Raw genomic sequence first — 15,309 nt, 5'->3', positions numbered from 1 at the left:
CATCGCGTTACACCAAGCACAACAGGTGGGGCGAAGGTACGTCCCGGATCCATATCGCGGGTTGTTATTAGGTCGGGTTTCGCATGGGTGTAGGCCTCGTTACTGACGACCGCTCACGCGAAGAGGGGCGGCACTATACCTACGAGTGTGCCGTCCGTCTGCACGGTTGTGGTACCAGCTATGAAACAAAGACCTTCTGGATCAAAAGATCGCAGCCTTCGGCAGCTCCTGCCCGGATTGACGTACACCCGCTGGAGCTGCCGAAGGCTGCGATCTTGGCGGCGTTTGGCACGCAAATCACGTTAGGTTCAGTCCGCAAAAAAGTTAAAAAAAAGGGCCCGGAGAGTAATCTCCAAGCCCTCAAAAGGTGAGAGGTGTCTAGTCCCTCATCCTGGTGAGCGGTGCTATGCCTTGAGAGCCAGCGTTGGTCAGGCCTTCAGAGGCACCAACCGCGGAGCAATCATGTTTTCCGGGCGCAGGATGTCGGCGAGCATGGCGTCGTCGAGCAAGCCTTCTTCGCGCACCAGTTCCAGCACGCCGCGGCCGCTTTCAAGGGCAATACGGGCGATGCGGGTGGCGTTTTCATAGCCGATGTACGGGTTCAGCGCGGTGACCAGGCCGATCGAGTGTTCGACCAGTTCGCGGCAGCGGGCTTCGTTGGCAGTGATACCGACGATGCAGTGCTCGCGCAGCATGTCCATGGCGCGTTGCAACAGGCGGATCGAGTCGAAGATCTTGAAGGCGATCAGCGGCTCCATCACGTTCAGTTGCAGCTGGCCGCCTTCGGCCGCGATGGTCAGTGCCAGGTCGTTGCCGATGATCTGGAATGCCACCTGGTTGACCGCTTCCGGGATAACCGGGTTGACCTTGCCGGGCATGATCGAGCTGCCAGGCTGACGCGCTGGCAGGTTGATTTCGTTGATGCCGGTGCGTGGGCCGCTGGATAGCAGGCGCAGGTCGTTGCAGATCTTCGACAGCTTGACCGCGGTGCGCTTGAGCATGCCGGAGAACAGTACGAAGGCGCCCATGTCGGACGTGGCTTCGATCAGGTCGGCGGCCGGTACCAGCGGTTGACCGCTGATGATCGCCAGGCGCGATACGGCCAGGTGCTGGTAACGCGGGTCGGCGTTGATGCCGGTGCCAATCGCGGTGCCGCCCAGGTTCACTTCGGTCAGCAGCTCAGGTGCGAGGGTTTTCAGGCGCGCCAGGTCTTCGCTCAACGTGGTGGCGAAGGCGCGGAATTCTTGACCCAGGGTCATCGGCACGGCGTCTTGCAGTTGGGTACGACCCATCTTCAGAACGTGGCTGAATTCTTGACCTTTGGCAGCGAACGACTGGATCAGGCTGTCGAGGCTGGCGAGCAGGGCGTCGTGACCGAGCAACAGACCCAGACGGATCGCCGTCGGGTAGGCGTCGTTGGTCGACTGCGCCATGTTCACGTCGTTGTTCGGGTGCAGGTACTGATATTCGCCCTTCTGGTGGCCCATGGCCTCCAGCGCGATGTTGGCGATGACTTCGTTGGCATTCATGTTGGTTGAAGTGCCAGCGCCGCCCTGAATCATGTCCACCACGAACTCTTCGTGGAAATCGCCGCGGATCAGACGGGCACAGGCTTCGCTGATGGCAGCGTGCTTGGCTTCACTGAGGTGACCCAATTCACGGTTGGCGTCTGCGGCGGCCTGTTTGACCATTGCCAGACCGACGACCAGCTTCGGGTAATGCGAGATCGGAACGCCGGAGAGACGGAAGTTATTCACCGCTCGCAGGGTCTGGATGCCGTAATACGCTTGAGCCGGTACTTCGAGTACGCCAAGCAGGTCTTTTTCTGTGCGGAATGATGCAGCGGAGGACATGATAGAAATCATCTCGATATGGACACGGTCTGTGCCGGAACGCTGTGAATGCTAGGCTTGTGGAGAATTTTGGGCCAATGCTGTTAAACACTGGCCTATGCACATTCGGCATAATGCCAGTGTGACGCCGCGTACGCGGCGAACGTGTGACCTAAAATGGTGCGTGTCCGGGAGGACGTGATGAATCTGGAAAGCAAATGGCTCGAGGACTTTAGTGCTCTGGCCGCCACCCGCAGCTTCTCCCAGGCTGCCGAGCGACGCTTCGTCACTCAGCCGGCGTTCAGTCGGCGGATCCGCAGTCTCGAATCCGCGCTGGGCCTGACCCTGGTCAACCGCTCGCGCACGCCGATCGAACTGACGGCGGCGGGGCAGCTGTTTCTGGTGACCGCGCGCACGGTGGTTGAACAGCTCGGCGAAGTACTGCGCCACCTCCACCATCTGGAAGGCGGGCAGGGTGAAGTGATGCAAGTCGCTGCTGCCCACTCCCTGGCGCTGGGCTTCTTCCCACGCTGGATCGCGCAGTTGCGCAATGAAGGTTTGAACATCGCGACACGGCTGGTAGCGACCAACGTCGGCGACGCCGTGCATGCGTTGCGTGAAGGCGGTTGTGACCTGATGCTGGCGTTCTATGATCCGGATGCGGCGATGCAGATGGACCCGGAAATCTTCCCTTCGCTGCATCTGGGACACACCGAAATGCTCCCGGTCTGTGCGGCCGATGCCGAGGGCAAGCCGCTGTTCGATCTGGAAGGCGAAGCCAGCGTGCCGCTGCTGGCTTACAGCGCCGGTGCCTTTCTCGGGCGTTCGGTGAACATGCTTCTGCGTCAGCGCGCCCTGCGTTTCACCACCATCTATGAAACCGCCATGGCCGACAGCCTGAAAAGCATGGCGCTGGAAGGCTTAGGGATTGCCTGGGTACCGCAACTCAGCGTACGCGCCGAGCTGGCGCGCGGCGAGCTGGTGGTCTGCGGCGGCCCGCAATGGCATGTGCCGCTGGAAATTCGGCTGTACCGCTGTGCATTGGTGCGCAAAGCGAATGTGCGGTTGTTGTGGCGCAAGCTGGAAGGCGGCGCAGCCCAAGGCACCACAGGAACCTGAACCCAACAAAAATCCATGTGGGAGCGAGCTTGCTCGCGAAGAGGGAGTGTCAGTCGACATCAATGTTGCCTGACACACCGCTTTCGCGAGCAAGCCCGCTCCCACAGGGGATTTGTGTTGTATTTGACTGACCCTGAAGTCAATAAAGCTGGGACTTTGCGCCATATGACAGATGGTCGAACCGGGGGCTGTTTATCTGCCTCTTTGCGGTATACTGCGCGGCCTTCGGCCGGTCCAATCCGGCCTTAATTCGTATAACAAGCCACGCCGGTCTTCCCGCGTGGCTTGTTGTTTTTTGACGCGCCTGCGGGCGCCCAGAGAGAAGAGGCACGACGATGAGTGCACTGGTTGGCGTGATCATGGGCTCCAAGTCCGATTGGTCCACCCTTAGCCACACCGCCGATATGCTGGAAAAGCTCGGCATCCCTTACGAGGTGAAAGTGGTCTCTGCCCACCGCACCCCGGACCTGCTGTTCCAGTACGCCGAAGAGGCCGAAGCACGTGGCATCGAGGTGATCATCGCTGGCGCCGGTGGCGCTGCCCACTTGCCTGGCATGTGTGCGGCCAAGACGCACCTGCCGGTGCTCGGCGTGCCAGTGCAGTCGTCGATGCTATCGGGCGTCGATTCGCTGCTGTCCATCGTGCAGATGCCTGCGGGCATTCCGGTGGCGACGCTGGCGATCGGCAAGGCAGGCGCAATCAATGCCGCGCTATTGTCCGCGAGCATCCTGGGCGCCAAACACCCGCAATTCCATTCCGTGCTGAAAAAATTCCGCGCTGAGCAGACAGACAGCGTCCTGGAAAATCCAGACCCACGCATCGCCTGAGGTTTTTGACGATGAAGATCGGTGTAATCGGTGGCGGCCAGTTGGGCCGCATGTTGGCTTTGGCGGGTACACCGCTGGGGATGAACTTCGCTTTTCTGGACCCGGCGCCGGATGCCTGCGCAGCGGCGTTGGGCGAGCACCTGCGGGCTGATTACGGCGATCAGGACCACTTGCGCCAGCTGGCCGATGAAGTGGATCTGGTGACCTTCGAGTTCGAAAGCGTCCCGGCTGAAACCGTGGCCTTCCTGTCGCAGTTCGTGCCGGTCTACCCGAGCGCCGAAGCCTTGCGCATCGCCCGGGATCGCTGGTTCGAAAAAAGCATGTTCAAGGACCTCGGAATTCCAACCCCGGCGTTCGCCGACATCCAGTCGCAAGCTGATTTGGATGCGGCCGTGGTCAGCATTGGTCTGCCGGCTGTGTTGAAAACCCGCACCCTGGGTTACGACGGCAAAGGACAGAAAGTTCTGCGCACCGCTGCCGATGTGGTGGGCACTTTCGCCGAGCTGGGCAGCGTTGCCTGTCTGCTGGAGGGTTTCGTGCCTTTCACTGGCGAAGTCTCGTTGATCGCTGTGCGTGCCCGTGATGGCGAAACGAAGTTCTACCCACTGGTCCACAACACCCACGACAACGGCATTTTGCGTCTGTCGGTGGTCAGCACCGATCATCCACTGCAAGCGCTGGCTGAAGAGTATTCGAGCCGTGTGCTCAAGCAGCTGGAATACGTCGGCGTGATGGCGTTCGAGTTCTTTGAAGTCGACGGTGGCCTCAAGGCCAACGAAATCGCCCCGCGTGTGCACAACTCTGGGCACTGGACCACTGAAGGCTCCGAGTGCAGCCAGTTCGAAAACCACCTGCGGGCCGTTGCCGGTCTGCCGCTGGGCTCGACGGCCAAGGTCGGTGAGAGCGCGATGCTCAACTTCATCGGCAAGGTGCCGGAGACCGAGAAGGTTTTGGCCATCGCCGATTGCCATTTGCACCACTATGGCAAGGCGTTCAAGGTCGGTCGCAAGGTCGGTCACGCCAGCCTGCGATGCGCTGACAAGGCCACGCTTGCGCAGCAGATTCTCAAAGTCGAAGCACTGATCGCCGAATAACTTTCCTTATGGCTGGCGGGAACCTTCGTTCTTCGCCGTTCTCTGATGGCAGGATGCCAAAGTCTGTCTAGGCTTTGGCGTATCCAATTCATACAGAGGGAAATGTCATGGGTATTATCGGAACCATCTTTATCGGCTTGATCGTTGGTCTGCTGGCACGCTTCCTGAAACCTGGCGATGACAGTATGGGTTGGATCATGACCATTCTGCTCGGTATCGGCGGTTCGCTGGCGGCGACCTATGGTGGTCAGGCGCTGGGCATCTATCAGGCGGGCCAGGGCGCAGGCTTCATCGGTGCGCTGGTAGGCGCGATCGTGTTGCTGGTGATCTACGGCATGATCAAAAAGAACTGATTTAAGCGACAAAGCCCTCTCTGTGCTGCGCGCGGAGAGGGCTAGAATATTCGGCGACTTATCGTCCCCTCCTTTTACCGAGCCTGTTATGCGCCGTCTTCTGTTGACTCTCCTCTTGCTGGGCAGTGGCCTGGCCCATGCCGGCGAACTGCCGGAAACCGACTGGCTCGAACTGATGCCCAAGTCGGACCAGAAAGCCCTCGAACAAATGCCGGAAATCGACCATAACTCGCCCGAAGCCAACGGCACCTTTACCGACAAGGGTGGCTTGAAGCAGAGCAAAGGCCTGCCCGCGGTGATGTATTCGACCAAAACCGTAGCGGCGATGAATGACAAAAACATCCGTATTGGTGGTTATCCAGTGCCGCTGGAAACGGATGCCAAAGGTCGCAGCACGCTGTTCTTCCTGGTGCCATACCCGGGCGCCTGCATCCATGTGCCGCCACCGCCCCCCAATCAACTGGTGCTGGTGCGTTATCCGAAGGGTTTGAAGCTGAACGACATCTACACGCCGCTGTGGGTGACAGGCACGCTGAAAGTCGAGAAGGTCAACAATGACCTGGCTGATGCGGCGTATGCGCTGGATGCGGCGAAAGTGCGGGCGGTGAAGGAATCGGATTTGTAATCGGGGATACCGCGAAAAGATCGCAGCCTGCGTAGGAGTTGCCGCAGGCTGCGATCTTTTGATCTTAAAGGGACTTGCTAACCACACTCACACCCAACGTATGCTTCGCCCCCGGCGCCAGGGTCACCACGTCATCCATCACATTCGCCGTCTCGATGCACAGCATGCGCTGCCAGCCATCGTCGGCCATATCGCTGAACTGTTTGGCGCGTTCGATCCAGGGATTCCAGATCACCGCCGAGCGCGAGCCGCGGCTGGTCAGCTGAATGCGCCGTTCCCAGGTCGGGTCAACAATGTTCAGCTGTTCAGGCGTATCCAGATAGATGCGGTCGGTTTCACCGGTAAAGCGCAAATCACCGGCCTGAATACAGGTTTTCCAGTCGTCCAGGGTTTCGATATAGCTCAGCCCGTCCAGCCCTTCGACGTATACGTTGCGCACGTCGCTGACCGCGAAGTAGCTGTGCAGCGCTTGGCTGATGCTCACGCTTTCGGTGCCCAGGTTGTAGCTGGTGAGGCTGATGTGGAGTTGCTCATCCAGGCGAATGTTCATCTTCAACTCAACCTGGTGCGGCCAACCCGGCAAGCCGTCTTCGGGCTGCGGCAAGACGAATTCGACTTTCAGATTTTCACCTTCGGCTTCGATCTCGCCCAGCTCCCAGTCTATCGCCCGTACCAAACCATGGGCGGTAGCGGGTTCAGCGCTCTGGCGCATGTCCTGAACACTTTGCGGGTTGCGCGCCAGATTGCCGAACCACGGCCAGCACACCGGTACCCCGGCACGAATGCTCTTGCCGGTTTTGAACACGGCCTCATCGTTGAGCCAGATCAGCGGTGGTTGTCCGGCCAGCTGATAGCTGAGAATGTGCGCGCCTTGCTGGGCCACCAGCAATTCGGCCTGACCGTGGCGAATGCGCCAGCAGTTCAGTTCATCCAGTTTCACGGCTTCAACGTTGGGCGTAGGCATGTTGCAGATCTCACTCAGGAACAATGACTGCAATGGACCCGCGAAGGGCCCATGAGTTTAACGCCGTGGCGGCACCGAGCGGGTGCGGCCGCTGCCATCGATGGCGACGAAGACAAACACGGCTTCGGTCACTTTACGCCATTCACTGGACAGTGGATCGTCGCTCCAGACCTCGACCATCATTTGAATCGAGCTGCGGCCGATTTCCAGCGCCTGGGTATAGAAAGACAGTTGCGCGCCAACCGCGACCGGCACCAGAAATGCCATACGATCAATCGCCACCGTTGCGACGCGTCCGCCCGCGACTTTACTGGCCATTGCCGTGCCAGCGAGGTCCATTTGCGAGACCAGCCAACCGCCGAAAATATCGCCAAAACCGTTGGTTTCGCGAGGAAGCGCGGTGATTTGCAGGGCCAGATCGCCTTGCGGAATTGGATCTTCTTGTTCGAGCTCTATCATGCCGGGGGTGCCTCTGACCCGTGACTCTCTTTGGTATTTCAGGTGAATAGCCGTCTTGGGAAAAACGATTCAGCCCGAACATACTACGTTCGTCGCGTTTTTCGTAAGGCGTACTAAAGGGAAACTCTGCGAAACCGGCTGGCGGGTCCCAACGGCGTTTTCGCACAGCAACCCTTTCAGGTCGTTACAGGTTGCGAGTATATCGGTCGGTAGACCTCGCGACGACCGTCCGGTTCTCATTTTGACCGCCAATTGCGCTCATCTATGTGCTTTTTCGAACAATTTGCTATCGTGCCGAACCTGCCAGGCCCCAACCAGCGCTGTTGCGGCTTCCAGATCTGACTATAAGAGAAGCCCTTGCCATGACCAGTGTGCCCTCGAGCATTGCGCAGCCTGCGCAACCCGCACGTCCGTTGACCCGCAACGACTATAAGACTTTGTCGCTTTCTGCCTTGGGTGGGGCGCTGGAGTTTTACGATTTCATTATCTTTGTGTTCTTCGCCACGGTGGTCGGCAAACTGTTCTTCCCGGCGGACATGCCGGAATGGCTGCGTCTGATGCAGACCTTCGGGATTTTCGCTGCAGGTTATCTGGCCCGGCCTTTGGGCGGGATCGTCATGGCACACTTCGGCGACCTGCTGGGACGCAAGAAAATGTTCACCCTGAGCATCTTCATGATGGCCGTGCCGACGCTGATCATGGGCCTGCTGCCGACCTACGCGCAGATTGGCCTGTGGGCGCCGATCCTCTTGCTGTTGATGCGGGTGATTCAAGGCGCGGCCATCGGCGGTGAAGTGCCGGGCGCCTGGGTGTTCGTTTCCGAGCACGTGCCACAACGGCATGTCGGTTACGCCTGCGGCACGTTGACGTGCGGCCTGACCGCCGGGATCCTGCTCGGCTCGCTGGTCGCCACGGCGATCAACAGCATTTATACCCCGACCGAAGTCTCCGATTACGCCTGGCGTATCCCGTTCCTGCTGGGCGGGGTCTTCGGTCTGTTTTCGGTGTACCTGCGTCGCTGGCTGCACGAAACACCGGTATTCTCCGAGCTACAACTGCGCAAAGCCCTGGCTGACGAAGTGCCGTTGCGCGCCGTACTGCGCGACCATCGCGGGGCGATCGTGATCTCGATGTTGCTGACCTGGTTGCTCTCCGCCGGGGTCATCGTGGTCATCTTGATGACCCCAACCGTCCTGCAGACCGTCTATCACTTCTCACCGACCACCGCGCTACAGGCCAACAGCCTGGCAATCGTCTTTCTGAGCCTGGGTTGTGTAGCTGCCGGAGCGCTGGCTGACCGTTTCGGCGCGGGCCGGGTGTTCGTGTTTGGCAGCGGCGCGCTGCTGCTGACCTCCTGGACTTTCTACCACGGCCTGTTCAACCACCCCGACTGGCTGTTCCCGCTGTACGCGCTGACTGGTTTGTTCGTCGGCACCATCGGTGCGGTGCCGTTTGTGATGGTCAACGCCTTCCCGGCAGTTGTCCGCTTCAGCGGTTTGTCGTTCTCCTACAACCTGGCCTACGCGATCTTCGGCGGTTTGACTCCGATGGTCGTGACCTTACTGCTCAAGGAAAGCCCGATGGGGCCAGCCTATTATGTTGCAATAATTTGCAGCATGGGTTTGTTGGTGGGTCTCTATCTGTGGAAGAAGGGACGTTGATGTAGCTGCCGAAGGTTCGGGCGCGTTCGGACGATCTTGGCGATTTTCACCGCGCCCACAAATCTCTGGCCTTCACTCAAAAGGCCAGCCTTCTAATCGAATGCTGGCCTTTCATCTAATTGTCATATTCCAGTCATAGAGTGTTCACGCGGCCTACAGATACTTGGCCCCGACTTAACACACCCTATCTGCTAGGAGTAAGGCATGAAACTGAAGCGTTTGATGGCGGCAATGACTTTTGTCGCTGCTGGCGTTGCGACTGCCAATGCGTTCGCCGCTGTTGACCCTGCTATCCCGAGCTACACCAAGACCACTGGTGTGTCGGGCAACCTGTCCAGCGTCGGTTCCGATACCCTGGCGAACCTGATGACCTTGTGGGCCGAGAACTACAAGAAAGAATACCCGAACGTAAACATCCAGATTCAGGCCGCTGGCTCCGCCACTGCGCCACCTGCGCTGACTGAAGGCACCTCGAACCTGGGCCCGATGAGCCGCAAAATGAAGGACACCGAACTAGCTGCTTTCGAGCAGAAGTACGGTTACAAGCCGACCGCCATCCCGGTCGCTGTGGATGCCCTGGCCGTGTTCGTGCACAAGGACAACCCGATCCAGCACCTGACCATGGAACAAGTCGACGCGATCTTCTCCTCGACTCGTCTGTGCGGCGCCAAAACTGAAGTGAAAACCTGGGGTGACCTGGGTGTGACCGGTGACTTGGCCAACAAGCCAGTTCAACTGTTCGGTCGTAACTCGGTATCCGGCACCTACGGCTACTTCAAAGAAGAAGCCCTGTGCAAAGGCGACTACAAGCCAAACGTCAACGAACAACCAGGTTCGGCTTCGGTCGTGCAATCGATCAGCAGCTCGCTGAACGGTATTGGTTACTCGGGCATCGGCTACAAAACCGCTAGCGTGAAGACCGTGGCTCTGGCCAAGAAAGGCACCACTGAATTCATCGAAGACAGCGAAGAAAACGCCCTGAACGGTAAATACCCTCTGTCGCGTTTCCTCTACGTGTATGTCAACAAAGCCCCGAACAAGCCTCTGGCCCCGCTGGAAGCTGAGTTCGTGAAACTGGTTCTGTCCAAACAGGGCCAGGAAGTGGTTGTGAAAGACGGCTACATCCCTCTGCCAGCCAAGGTTGCTGCAAAAGCACTGGCTGACCTGGGTCTGCAAGAAGGCGGCTCTGAAGTCGCAAAAAAGTAGCACCTTAGCCTGGGTCTGACCCAGGCTGCATCACCTCGGCGGGGTCTGTTCGACCTGGACCCTGCCACTCATTTTCGATCCGCTGCCGGCTCTGCTTCGCGGCGGATTTGTTGCGTCACTGCATTGTCATGTTTTTGTCATAAAGGATCGCTAGGGTGAGCGCATGAATGATCTGGCCAATTCCACCATGACTACCAATCCCCCCAAGCGAATTGACTTCAATACGCCTGAGCTGCAACGCAAGCGCCGCATCCGCGCGCTTAAAGACCGTCTGACCCGCTGGTACGTGCTGGTAGGCGGCCTCGCCGTCCTCGGTGCAATCACCTTGATCTTCTTTTTCCTCGGTTACGTCGTGATGCCGCTATTCCAAGGGGCTAGCCTGACCGCCAAGGAATCCATCACCCCTGCCTGGATGCAAGACGCCGGCAAGCCGTTGATGATCTCCCTTGAAGAGCAGAACCAGGTCGCGATGCGGGTTTCCGACAAAGGTCAGGCGCTGTTCTTCGACATCGACAGCGGTGCCGAATTTAGCCGCGTTAACCTGCCGATTCCGGCCGGCGTCAGCGTGACGTCCATCGGTGAAGACCAGCCAGGGCACCCATTGGTGGTGGTCGGCTTGTCCAACGGTCAGGCTTTGGTGTTCCGCCATACCTATAAGGTCAGCTACCCGGATGGCAAAAAGACCATCTCGCCGGCCATCGAATACCCGTACGGTGAAACACCGATTGCGCTGAACGAGCAGGGCGGTGCCCTTGAGCACGTCAGCCTCAACGCCACTGATTCTGCCCTGGTGGTTGCCGGTGCTACGGGTCCGCAGTTGAATGTGCTGTCGCTGACCCGCGAAGAAAACATGATGACCGGTGAAGTCACCAGTGCTCAGGTGCGCATCGAACTGCCGCAAATGACCGAGACGGTCAAAGCGATCTTCATCGACCCGCGCCAGCAATGGTTGTACGTGGTTAACGGTCGTGCCCAGGCCGACGTGTTCAGCCTGCGCGACAAGAGCCTCAACGGTCGCTACAAGCTGCTCGAAGACGGCAATGCCGAAGTGACTGCCAGTACCCAATTGGTGGGCGGTATCTCGCTGATCGTCGGTGATTCCAAGGGCGGTCTGGCCCAGTGGTTTATGGCCCGCGACCCGGATGGCGAACAGCGCCTGAAACAGATCCGCACCTTCCAGATGGGCACCACGCCAATCGTCGAAATCACTGCCGAAGAACGTCGCAAAGGCTTCATTGCACTGGACGCTTCGGGCAAGCTCGGCGTGTTCCACAGCACCGCCCACCGCACCTTGCTGGTTGATCAAGTGGTCGACGGCGCCGGCATTTTCGGTCTGTCGCCACGGGCCAACCGTGTCATCGTCGAACAGGGTGGCAAGCTGCAACCGCTGCTACTCGACAACCCGCACCCGGAAGTCTCCTGGAGCGCGTTGTGGAGCAAAGTCTGGTACGAGAACTACGACGAGCCTAAATACGTCTGGCAATCGACCGCCGCCAACACCGACTTCGAACCCAAGCTGAGCCTTTCGCCGCTGACCTTCGGTACGCTGAAAGCGGCGTTCTACGCCATGCTGCTGGCCGCTCCATTGGCCGTTGCCGCAGCGATCTACACCGCTTACTTCATGGCTCCGGGCATGCGCCGCAAGGTCAAACCGGTGATCGAGTTGATGGAAGCGATGCCGACGGTGATCCTCGGCTTCTTTGCCGGCTTGTTCCTGGCACCGTATGTCGAAGGGCATCTGCCGGGGATTTTCAGTCTGCTGTTGTTGATGCCGGTCGGCATTCTGGTCGCCGGTTTCACTTTCAGTCGCTTGCCTGAATCGCTGCGCCTGCGAGTGCCGGATGGCTGGGAAAGCGCGATCCTGATTCCGGTGATCCTGTTCGTCGGCTGGCTCTCGCTGTACATGAGCCCGTACATGGAGACCTGGTTCTTCGGCGGCGACATGCGCATGTGGATTTCCCACGACCTGGGCATTACCTACGATCAGCGCAACGCTCTGGTAGTCGGTCTGGCCATGGGCTTTGCGGTGATCCCGAACATCTACTCGATCGCCGAAGATGCCGTGTTCAGCGTGCCGCGTGGCCTGACCTTGGGTTCGCTGGCACTCGGCGCTACGCCATGGCAGACCATGACCCGCGTGGTGATCCTCACCGCCAGCCCGGGCATCTTCTCTGCTTTGATGATCGGCATGGGTCGTGCGGTCGGTGAAACCATGATCGTGCTGATGGCCACAGGTAACACCCCGGTCATGGAAATGAACCTGTTCGAAGGCCTGCGCACCCTGGCCGCCAACGTTGCGGTGGAAATGCCCGAATCGGAAGTCGGCGGCAGCCACTACCGCGTGCTGTTCCTCTCGGCGCTGGTGCTGCTGTTGTTCACCTTCGTCATGAACACCCTCGCCGAGCTGATCCGTCAGCGTCTGCGCAAGAAATACTCGTCGCTTTAAGAAAGGTAGAAGTCTGTGAAACAGAACTCCCTAAAAGGCTGGTTCAAGAGCGGCGCCCCAGGCGTCTGGATCAGCGGTGGTGCGGTCTCCATCGCGGTCATCATGACTATCGGTTTGCTGGCAGTGATTGCCGTGCGCGGTCTGGGCCACTTCTGGCCGGCGGACCTGGTGCATGCCAGTTACAACGTGCCGGAGCAGGCCAATCACATCGTCATCGGCGAAGTGGTACAGAAAGAAGAAGTGCCCCGTGAGCGCCTGAAAAGTGCTGGCCTGCCAGTCCCTGATCAAGGCCCGGAGTTCATGACCCGCGAGCTGATCAAGGTCGGCAACCGTGACTTGAATGGCAACGACTTCACCTGGACCGTCGGCGAGTGGCTGACCAACCAGACCACACCTGCGGAACTGATGACCATCGAGCGTCGCGAGTGGGGCAACTTCTACGGTTACCTGGTCAACGTCAAACAGGACGGCAAGGTCATTGCTGAAGGCGAGGCTGCCTGGCCTGAGCTGCAAGCACGTGTCGAGCGCGTCAACAAGCTCGCCGCGCAACTCAAAAGCCTGGAAAAAACCGACATCGGCGCCATCAACTCTGGCCTCGAACGTCTGCGTCTGCATGCCCGCAAGCTGGAACTGGCCGGCACACTCGATGCCGCCGCTCAGGCTGACATGGATGGCGAGCGCGCCGAACTAAACAATCGCTACCAGGCTGTCGAAGCGCAACTCAGTGACCTGCACGCGCAGTTCAATCGCGACAGCCTCACGGCCCGCGATGCCAACGGCAAAGAAGTGGAAATCGGTATCGGCAAAGTGGTTCACGCCTACCAGCCGAACGCCATGAGCACGCTGACCAAAGTCGGCTTCTACTTCAGCAAGGTCTGGGAATTCCTCAGCGACGACCCACGTGAAGCCAACACCGAAGGCGGGATCTTCCCGGCGATTTTCGGCACGGTGATGATGACCCTGATCATGGCCATGATCGTTACCCCGTTCGGCGTGCTGGCGGCGGTCTACCTGCGTGAATATGCGCGCCAAGGCCCAATGACTCGACTCATCCGCATTGCCGTGAACAACCTGGCGGGTGTACCGGCCATCGTTTACGGTGTGTTTGGTCTGGGCTTCTTCGTCTACGTACTGGGCGGTTCGGTCGACCGTTTGTTCTTCCCTGAAGCCTTGCCGGCGCCGACCTTCGGTACGCCGGGTCTGCTCTGGGCCTCGCTGACCTTGGCGCTGCTGGCGGTGCCGGTGGTAATTGTCGCCACTGAAGAAGGTCTGGCGCGAATTCCTCGTACCGTCCGTGAAGGTTCGTTGGCGCTCGGCGCGACCAAGGCGGAAACGCTGTGGAAGATCGTCCTGCCAATGGCCAGCCCGGCGATGATGACCGGCATGATCCTCGCCGTGGCCCGTGCCGCGGGTGAAGTGGCGCCGCTGATGCTGGTGGGTGTAGTGAAACTGGCGCCGTCGCTGCCGGTGGATGGCAACTACCCGTACCTGCACCTCGACCAGAAAATCATGCACTTGGGCTTCCATATCTATGACGTCGGCTTCCAGAGCCCGAACGTCGAAGCCGCACGGCCGTTGGTGTACGCCACAGCGCTGCTGCTGGTACTGGTGATCGCCACGCTTAACCTGTCGGCGGTGTGGATTCGTAACCACCTGCGCGAGAAATACAAAGCGCTGGATAGCTGATTTTATGCAGCACTGATTTTTTGTGGGAGCGAGCCTGCTCGCGATGGCATCAACGTGGTTTCAGATTAAAACCGCGTCGCCTGAATCGCGAGCAGGCTCGCTCCCACACAACCGAAACGAATTTGTTAGCACAGGGAGCCTCCCATGCAGCACGAAGCACATAGCCACGGCATCAACATGTCCGCCCTGGGCCGCGACAAGCAAAGCCTGAGCCTGGCGCAAGAAACCGTCGCGATCGAAGTCCCGGCCCTGAGCCTGTACTACGGCGACAAACAAGCGCTGTTCGACGTCAGCATGAACATCCCCAAGCAGCGCGTGACTGCCTTCATCGGCCCGTCCGGTTGCGGCAAGTCGACCCTGCTGCGCACTTTCAACCGGATGAACGATCTGGTCGATGGCTGCCGCGTGGAAGGCGAAATCAACCTGTACGGCAACAACATCTACCGCAAGGGCGAAGACGTCGCCGAGCTGCGTCGCCGGGTCGGGATGGTGTTCCAGAAGCCTAACCCGTTCCCGAAAACCATCTATGAGAACGTGGTCTACGGCCTGCGTATTCAAGGCATCAACAAAAAACGCGTGCTCGACGAAGCGGTCGAGTGGGCACTCAAGGGTGCGGCGCTGTGGGAGGAGGTCAAGGACCGCCTACACGAATCGGCACTCGGCCTGTCCGGCGGTCAGCAACAACGTCTGGTGATTGCCCGCACCATCGCCGTGGAGCCGGAAGTCCTGCTGCTCGATGAGCCATGCTCGGCACTCGATCCGATCTCGACGCTGAAAGTCGAAGAGCTGATCTACGAACTGAAATCCAAATTCACCATCGTCATCGTGACCCACAACATGCAACAGGCCGCTCGGGTTTCCGACTACACAGCGTTCATGTACATGGGCAAACTGGTGGAGTTCGGCGACACCGACACCCTGTTCACCAATCCGGCGAAGAAGCAGACCGAAGACTACATCACTGGTCGTTACGGCTAGGAAGCCTTCGTGGCTCACTGAACCAATGCTGCGGTCGACCGCACCTTACCGGACGCTCC

General features: G+C 59.2%; 13 protein-coding genes. 10 read left to right on the top strand and 3 right to left on the bottom strand.

What is annotated here, in order from left to right; translation table 11 throughout:
• Positions 1-428: 428 nt before the first annotated feature.
• Positions 429-1,853 (bottom strand): aspartate ammonia-lyase, encoded by a 1,425-nt coding sequence (gene aspA, locus ACN1C3_RS01555; protein WP_419114016.1) that lies wholly within the window; start codon positions 1,851-1,853, stop codon positions 429-431.
• 180 nt (positions 1,854-2,033) lie between these two features.
• Between aspA and ACN1C3_RS01550 the strand changes: the two genes are divergently transcribed.
• The 5 genes from ACN1C3_RS01550 to ACN1C3_RS01530 all read left to right on the top strand — a co-directional run bounded on the left by ACN1C3_RS01550 (position 2,034) and on the right by ACN1C3_RS01530 (position 5,850).
• Positions 2,034-2,951, top strand: a complete 918-nt coding sequence (locus tag ACN1C3_RS01550; RefSeq protein ID WP_419114015.1) for a LysR substrate-binding domain-containing protein — start codon at positions 2,034-2,036, stop codon at positions 2,949-2,951.
• Positions 2,952-3,286: 335 nt separating this feature from the next.
• Entirely contained in the window at positions 3,287-3,778 is a 492-nt protein-coding gene (gene purE, locus ACN1C3_RS01545; RefSeq protein WP_419114014.1) for a 5-(carboxyamino)imidazole ribonucleotide mutase, read from the top strand.
• Positions 3,779-3,789: 11 nt separating this feature from the next.
• A complete protein-coding gene (locus tag ACN1C3_RS01540) occupies positions 3,790-4,872 on the top strand; it encodes a 5-(carboxyamino)imidazole ribonucleotide synthase (RefSeq protein WP_419114013.1) in 1,083 nt (360 codons plus the stop codon).
• Positions 4,873-4,979: 107 nt separating this feature from the next.
• Entirely contained in the window at positions 4,980-5,225 is a 246-nt protein-coding gene (locus ACN1C3_RS01535; RefSeq protein ID WP_419114012.1) for a GlsB/YeaQ/YmgE family stress response membrane protein, read from the top strand.
• Between the two features lie 88 nt (positions 5,226-5,313).
• Positions 5,314-5,850 carry a DUF3299 domain-containing protein gene (locus ACN1C3_RS01530; RefSeq protein WP_419114011.1) on the top strand — a complete coding sequence of 179 codons (537 nt, stop codon included), beginning with the start codon at positions 5,314-5,316 and terminating at the stop codon, positions 5,848-5,850.
• A gap of 64 nt (positions 5,851-5,914) precedes the next feature.
• On the opposite strand, the gene ACN1C3_RS01525 is transcribed toward ACN1C3_RS01530, so the two are convergent.
• Together ACN1C3_RS01525 and ACN1C3_RS01520 are read right to left on the bottom strand one after the other, a co-directional pair.
• Positions 5,915-6,814: a D-hexose-6-phosphate mutarotase gene (locus ACN1C3_RS01525; protein WP_419114010.1), complete on the bottom strand. Its 900-nt coding sequence runs from the start codon at positions 6,812-6,814 to the stop codon at positions 5,915-5,917.
• Positions 6,815-6,871: 57 nt separating this feature from the next.
• Entirely contained in the window at positions 6,872-7,273 is a 402-nt protein-coding gene (locus ACN1C3_RS01520; RefSeq protein WP_048373769.1) for an acyl-CoA thioesterase, read from the bottom strand.
• A gap of 362 nt (positions 7,274-7,635) precedes the next feature.
• Here ACN1C3_RS01520 and ACN1C3_RS01515 point away from each other — a divergent pair, with 362 nt between their 5' ends.
• The 5 genes from ACN1C3_RS01515 to pstB all read left to right on the top strand — a co-directional run bounded on the left by ACN1C3_RS01515 (position 7,636) and on the right by pstB (position 15,250).
• Positions 7,636-8,934 carry an MFS transporter gene (locus ACN1C3_RS01515; RefSeq protein ID WP_419114009.1) on the top strand — a complete coding sequence of 433 codons (1,299 nt, stop codon included), beginning with the start codon at positions 7,636-7,638 and terminating at the stop codon, positions 8,932-8,934.
• Positions 8,935-9,138: 204 nt separating this feature from the next.
• The gene (locus ACN1C3_RS01510) at positions 9,139-10,140 is read left to right on the top strand and encodes a phosphate ABC transporter substrate-binding protein PstS (RefSeq protein ID WP_419114008.1); all 1,002 of its coding nucleotides are present in this window, start codon (positions 9,139-9,141) and stop codon (positions 10,138-10,140) included.
• A 412-nt stretch (positions 10,141-10,552) separates the two neighbouring features.
• Positions 10,553-12,586, top strand: coding sequence for an ABC transporter permease subunit (locus ACN1C3_RS01505; RefSeq protein ID WP_419114224.1), 2,034 nt, complete (start codon positions 10,553-10,555; stop codon positions 12,584-12,586).
• Between the two features lie 15 nt (positions 12,587-12,601).
• Positions 12,602-14,272 carry a phosphate ABC transporter permease PstA gene (gene pstA / locus ACN1C3_RS01500; RefSeq protein ID WP_419114007.1) on the top strand — a complete coding sequence of 557 codons (1,671 nt, stop codon included), beginning with the start codon at positions 12,602-12,604 and terminating at the stop codon, positions 14,270-14,272.
• A 144-nt stretch (positions 14,273-14,416) separates the two neighbouring features.
• Positions 14,417-15,250, top strand: coding sequence for a phosphate ABC transporter ATP-binding protein PstB (pstB, locus tag ACN1C3_RS01495; protein ID WP_419114006.1), 834 nt, complete (start codon positions 14,417-14,419; stop codon positions 15,248-15,250).
• The last annotated feature ends 59 nt before the right edge of the window (positions 15,251-15,309 follow it).

The organism is Pseudomonas sp. H11T01 (assembly GCF_048515765.1).
GTDB lineage: Bacteria > Pseudomonadota > Gammaproteobacteria > Pseudomonadales > Pseudomonadaceae > Aquipseudomonas.
The sequence above is the reverse complement of the archived record's forward strand: the minus strand, read 5'-3'. Positions and strand labels throughout refer to the sequence as shown.

What these genes read in the sequence shown, in the direction of transcription:
- aspA (WP_419114016.1), bottom strand. Translation starts at nt 1,853, where the DNA reads ATGTCCTCCGCTGCATCATTCCGCACAGAAAAAGACCTGCTTGGCGTA.
- ACN1C3_RS01550 (WP_419114015.1), top strand. Translation starts at nt 2,034, where the DNA reads ATGAATCTGGAAAGCAAATGGCTCGAGGACTTTAGTGCTCTGGCCGCC.
- purE (WP_419114014.1), top strand. Translation starts at nt 3,287, where the DNA reads ATGAGTGCACTGGTTGGCGTGATCATGGGCTCCAAGTCCGATTGGTCC.
- ACN1C3_RS01540 (WP_419114013.1), top strand. Translation starts at nt 3,790, where the DNA reads ATGAAGATCGGTGTAATCGGTGGCGGCCAGTTGGGCCGCATGTTGGCT.
- ACN1C3_RS01535 (WP_419114012.1), top strand. Translation starts at nt 4,980, where the DNA reads ATGGGTATTATCGGAACCATCTTTATCGGCTTGATCGTTGGTCTGCTG.
- ACN1C3_RS01530 (WP_419114011.1), top strand. Translation starts at nt 5,314, where the DNA reads ATGCGCCGTCTTCTGTTGACTCTCCTCTTGCTGGGCAGTGGCCTGGCC.
- ACN1C3_RS01525 (WP_419114010.1), bottom strand. Translation starts at nt 6,814, where the DNA reads ATGCCTACGCCCAACGTTGAAGCCGTGAAACTGGATGAACTGAACTGC.
- ACN1C3_RS01520 (WP_048373769.1), bottom strand. Translation starts at nt 7,273, where the DNA reads ATGATAGAGCTCGAACAAGAAGATCCAATTCCGCAAGGCGATCTGGCC.
- ACN1C3_RS01515 (WP_419114009.1), top strand. Translation starts at nt 7,636, where the DNA reads ATGACCAGTGTGCCCTCGAGCATTGCGCAGCCTGCGCAACCCGCACGT.
- ACN1C3_RS01510 (WP_419114008.1), top strand. Translation starts at nt 9,139, where the DNA reads ATGAAACTGAAGCGTTTGATGGCGGCAATGACTTTTGTCGCTGCTGGC.
- ACN1C3_RS01505 (WP_419114224.1), top strand. Translation starts at nt 10,553, where the DNA reads ATGCAAGACGCCGGCAAGCCGTTGATGATCTCCCTTGAAGAGCAGAAC.
- pstB (WP_419114006.1), top strand. Translation starts at nt 14,417, where the DNA reads ATGCAGCACGAAGCACATAGCCACGGCATCAACATGTCCGCCCTGGGC.